Below are 4,391 nucleotides of genomic sequence, written 5' to 3'. Positions count from 1 at the left end.
CAAAAGTGGGAGTCAACCAAATATTCACCGCATCCAATATATTTTGTTCTATATGCATTTTTAAATTTTTTTATTGTCATTCTAAGCTTTTCTAAGCTTTTTTTTTGGAGCTATTCCAGCTTTCCGTTGCAATCTGTCATTGCGAGGTACGAAGCAATCTTACGATTTGATTGCTTCGTACCTCGCAATGACAGGATTTCCACTGCAATCTGGGCTAGTAGCCGTATAAAGAATTACTTTTTATAAATTAATCTCTTTCGAAATTTTATAGCGTTCCTCATTATTTTTTGTTCTTAAGATAATTTCTCCTAGAAAACCAGCCAAAAATAATTGTGTTCCAATGATCATTGTAGTTAAAGCAATAAAAAACCAAGGATTGTTAGTAACTAAATTATAAGGCAAATCATGGTACAATCGATATAATTTTATAAACCCAATATATACAGTGGATAGAAAACCAATTAAAAACATAATGGTTCCCATAGCTCCAAATAAATGCATTGGTCTTTTTCCAAATTTCGATAAAAACCAAATGGTAATTAAATCCAGAAATCCATTTACAAAACGACTCATTCCAAATTTGGATTCACCATATTTTCGAGCCTGATGGATAACTACTTTTTCGCCTATCTTTGAAAAACCAGCATTTTTTGCCAAAACTGGAATGTATCGGTGCATTTCGCCCGAAACCTCAATATTTTTTATAACTACATTCTTATAAGCCTTCAATCCACAATTAAAATCATTCAATTTCACACCAGAAGTTTTTCTAGCAGCCGCATTAAATAATTTTGAGGGCAAATTTTTGGTGAAAGCATTATCGTATCTTTTCTTTTTCCAACCGGAGACCAAATCATAATTATCATTTATAATCATATTATAAAGTTCAGGAATTTCATCTGGACTATCTTGCAAATCTGCATCCATGGTTATAATTACATTACCTTCAGCCTTTGCAAAACCTGCGTGTAAAGCTTGAGATTTTCCATAATTTTTAAAAAACCTAATGCCTTTTACGAATGAATTTTCTTCCGATAAATTTTCAATAGTTTCCCAAGAATTATCAGTACTTCCATCATCAATAAAAATAATTTCATAGGTGAAATTATTTTCTTGCATCACTTTGGCAATCCATGAAGTCAATTCTGGCAGCGATTCTTGTTCGTTTAATAATGGAATGATGATTGAAATATTCACTATTGTTGGTATGAAGGTTTTGATTTGAATATAGCGGCAAGAATAAGTCCAAATATTGAACTGAAAAGAATACCAAATACTGATCCTTTTAATTGTTCAAGAATCCCAAATTGATCATTTTTTTCAATTTCAGTTATAGCTTTGTTGATTTCGGAAGTCGGCGTGCCAAATTTTTGCAACATTTCGGCAGTATATTTCATTGTAAGGTCTTTTATAGTATCTTTTGCTGCTGGATCAATAAAATTGAACAAAATAATATTAAATGTCACCGAAATGGCAATTCCAATTATTGCGGATATGAAATAAGTAGTAAAAGCTTCTTTAAACGTATAAATTCCTTTCAATTCTTTCTTAGTTTTTGAAAGCAACACGCATGAAATTATAATATAAAAAACCATACTTAAAACCCCAATCCACCAAGCTGTAAATAATTTAATATCAATAACATAAATTAATGTTGTAATTAGAACAGATACAACGCCTGTTATTATACCATAGTTTATCCCATTTTTTTTTATTATCTCGTTCATTGTATGTTTTTTTAATTGTTTACAAATATATGAATTATACATTATTTATAATAAGTAACTTTAAACGAAAAAAAGTTACACAAGCATTTGATTTAAAATAAATAGTTGTACATTTGCACCCTGAAATATTAAAACATAATTAATAAAAAGTTGTAGAACGTTTATACCTTTTGAATAAAAAGCCTCAAAACAATTTGCAACCACAAATAAAAAAATTACCATGAAAAAAGGAATTCACCCAGAAAATTACAGATTAGTTGCATTTAAAGACATGTCAAATGAAGATGTTTTTATCTCAAAATCTACCGTAGAAACTAAAGAAACAATCACACACGAAGGTGTTGAATATCCAGTTTTCAAAATGGAGATTTCTAGAACTTCTCATCCTTTTTACACAGGTAAATCTAAACTTATTGATACTGCAGGACGTATTGATAAATTTAAAAACAAATATGCTAAATTTACCAAAGAGTAATTGCTCTTTGATTTTATTATACAAGCCTTTCAATTTCGAAAGGCTTTTTTATTTTCATTCCTATTCAAAACTTTGTAACTTTGACAAAGCATAATAAATGATTTTAAGTTTCATTTTTAGTTATAAATCTGAAATTCGAAATCTGAAATCTGAAATCTAAATGAATTATATACTTTTTGATGGAACTGTCCGGAATGCTTTGTTGCCATTTACCTTTACTAGACCAGTAGCCGATATTCGTGTTGGAATTTTAACCATTCGAGAAAAATGGGAAAAATACTTGGGCAACACAACCACCACATTGACAGAAGAGTATTTGATGGAAAAATTTCCAATGGTAGAATTGGAAGAAAATGTAATGATTAATGCGTCTTTTCTACCAAACGATATATTGGCCGAAATGGTTTCTAATCTAAAATCAAACCAAGCTATTTTTCAAAATGATGAAGTGATTGCTTTTTTTACGAATGATTCTCAAGAAGAAGTTGATTTTGATACTTACGAAATTTTGGAATTTAGTCAAGAATGTTTGAAAATTGAAAATACTTGGGATATTTTTTCCAAAAATGATTTGGCTATTCGGGAAGATTTTGAATTGATTACTGAAGATAGAACCTCTCAACCCATTCCAAAAAGTGTAAACGTAATTTCTCCTGAAAATATTTTTATTGAAGAAGGAGCAACCCTCGAATTTGTGACGCTCAATGCTTCTACTGGTCCAATATACATTGGGAAAAATACATTAATCATGGAAAACTCTGCCATACGTGGGCCATTCGCATTATGTGAAGGTGCAAGAGTAAAAATGGCAGCAAAAATTTATGGTGCAACAACTGTTGGGCCACATTCTGTAATCGGTGGCGAAGTGAGTAATTCTGTTTTATTTGGTTATTCAAACAAAGGCCACGATGGTTTTTTAGGAAATTCAGTTTTGGGAGAATGGTGCAATATTGGAGCCGATAGCAACAATTCAAATTTAAAAAACAATTACGAAGAAGTTCGACTTTGGAGCTATGAAACAGAAGGTTTTGCCAAAACTGGATTGCAGTTCTGCGGACTAATGATGGGCGATCATAGTAAATGTGGTATCAATACCATGTTCAATACTGGAACCGTTGTTGGTGTAAGTGCCAATATTTTTGGTTCTGGTTTTCCACGCAATTTTGTTCCTAGTTTTTCTTGGGGTGGTGCCTCTGGTTTTACAACCTATTTGACCAAAAAAGCTTTTGAAGTAGCAAAAGTGGTCATGCTGCGTCGAAATATTGAATTTACTCATGAAGACGAAAAAATATTGGAATACATTTTTGAAGAAACAAAAAAATTTAGAAAAGAGTAATTATGATTGGAATTATATTAATTTATTTTATTTGGAAAAGATTTGCAGATTTAGCTTTTAAATACAATCATAAAAAGTGGGTTTACGGACTAATTGGTGTAATTGTATATTATGCTGGGACTTTAATTGGGGGTTTAATTTTAGGATTTTTAACCGTTATTTTAGATTTTATTATAGATTGGGAAAACAACTTATTGATGTCAATTATTGCGCTACCTTTTGGATTGGCTACTTGTTATGGAACCTATTATTTTCTACAAAAGAAATGGGAAAGCGAAGTTGTTGTCATGGATTCGATTGATGATATTGGCAAAATTACCGAAGATTAATTTTTTTGAACCCAATATTCTACGTAAATTTGCACCCTCATTTTAAAGGGCTTAATTTTTTAAAATGAACTTATTTTATGGAAATTAAAAAGAAAGTTGCGTTCTACACTTTAGGTTGCAAACTGAATTTCTCAGAAACATCTACTATTGCCCGAACTTTTCAAAATGAAGGTTTTGAGCGCGTTGATTTTGAGGAATTGGCTGATATTTATGTAATCAATACTTGTTCAGTCACAGAAAATGCTGATAAGCAATTCAAACAAGTCGTTAAAAAAGCAATGAAGCTTAACAATAATGCTTTCGTTGCCGCTGTTGGTTGTTATGCACAGCTAAAACCTGAGGAATTGGCAGATGTAAATGGTGTAGATTTGGTTTTAGGTGCTACTGAAAAATTTAAAATTACCGATTATTTAAACGATTTGTCCAAAAATGATATGGGCGAAATACATTCTTGCGAAATTTCTGAAGCAGATTTTTATGTAGGAAGTTATTCCATTGGCGACAGGACTCGTGCTTTTTTGAAA

General features: G+C 31.1%; 5 protein-coding genes and 1 pseudogene. 4 read left to right on the top strand and 2 right to left on the bottom strand.

Translation table 11 applies throughout. The annotated features are described in order from the left end of the window. Positions 1–240: 240 nt before the first annotated feature. Complete coding sequence (locus RMN92_RS12420) at positions 241–1,197, bottom strand: glycosyltransferase family 2 protein (protein ID WP_309609758.1); 957 nt, start codon at positions 1,195–1,197, stop codon at positions 241–243. Then, entirely contained in the window at positions 1,197–1,727 is a 531-nt protein-coding gene (locus RMN92_RS12415; protein ID WP_309609757.1) for a DUF4199 domain-containing protein, read from the bottom strand. Before RMN92_RS12415 ends, RMN92_RS12420 begins: the two co-directional genes overlap by 1 nt. Before the next feature lie 220 nt (positions 1,728–1,947). On the opposite strand from RMN92_RS12415, the gene RMN92_RS12410 reads away from it, so the two are divergent. The 4 genes and pseudogenes from RMN92_RS12410 to RMN92_RS12395 form a co-directional block, all read left to right on the top strand. Next, on the top strand, positions 1,948–2,202 hold the full coding sequence (locus RMN92_RS12410) for a type B 50S ribosomal protein L31 (RefSeq protein WP_309609756.1): 255 nt from the start codon (positions 1,948–1,950) through the stop codon (positions 2,200–2,202). Positions 2,203–2,362: 160 nt separating this feature from the next. Then, entirely contained in the window at positions 2,363–3,538 is a 1,176-nt protein-coding gene (locus tag RMN92_RS12405) for a GlmU family protein (RefSeq protein ID WP_309609755.1), read from the top strand. A 2-nt stretch (positions 3,539–3,540) separates the two neighbouring features. Then, a complete protein-coding gene (locus RMN92_RS12400) occupies positions 3,541–3,867 on the top strand; it encodes a hypothetical protein (RefSeq protein WP_309609754.1) in 327 nt (108 codons plus the stop codon). A gap of 77 nt (positions 3,868–3,944) precedes the next feature. Continuing rightward, positions 3,945–4,391: pseudogene (locus tag RMN92_RS12395) on the top strand (tRNA (N(6)-L-threonylcarbamoyladenosine(37)-C(2))-methylthiotransferase MtaB); the annotation flags it as partial.

It is taken from the genome of Flavobacterium sp., from assembly GCF_031363805.1.
In the GTDB taxonomy this organism is placed as follows: domain Bacteria; phylum Bacteroidota; class Bacteroidia; order Flavobacteriales; family Flavobacteriaceae; genus Flavobacterium.
This window is presented reverse-complemented; position numbering and strand designations above follow the sequence as displayed.

Excerpts from the sequence above, each read along its gene's own strand:
- RMN92_RS12400 (WP_309609754.1), top strand. The coding sequence starts at position 3,541 with ATGATTGGAATTATATTAATTTATTTTATTTGGAAAAGATTTGCAGAT.
- RMN92_RS12415 (WP_309609757.1), bottom strand. The coding sequence starts at position 1,727 with ATGAACGAGATAATAAAAAAAAATGGGATAAACTATGGTATAATAACA.
- RMN92_RS12410 (WP_309609756.1), top strand. The coding sequence starts at position 1,948 with ATGAAAAAAGGAATTCACCCAGAAAATTACAGATTAGTTGCATTTAAA.
- RMN92_RS12405 (WP_309609755.1), top strand. The coding sequence starts at position 2,363 with ATGAATTATATACTTTTTGATGGAACTGTCCGGAATGCTTTGTTGCCA.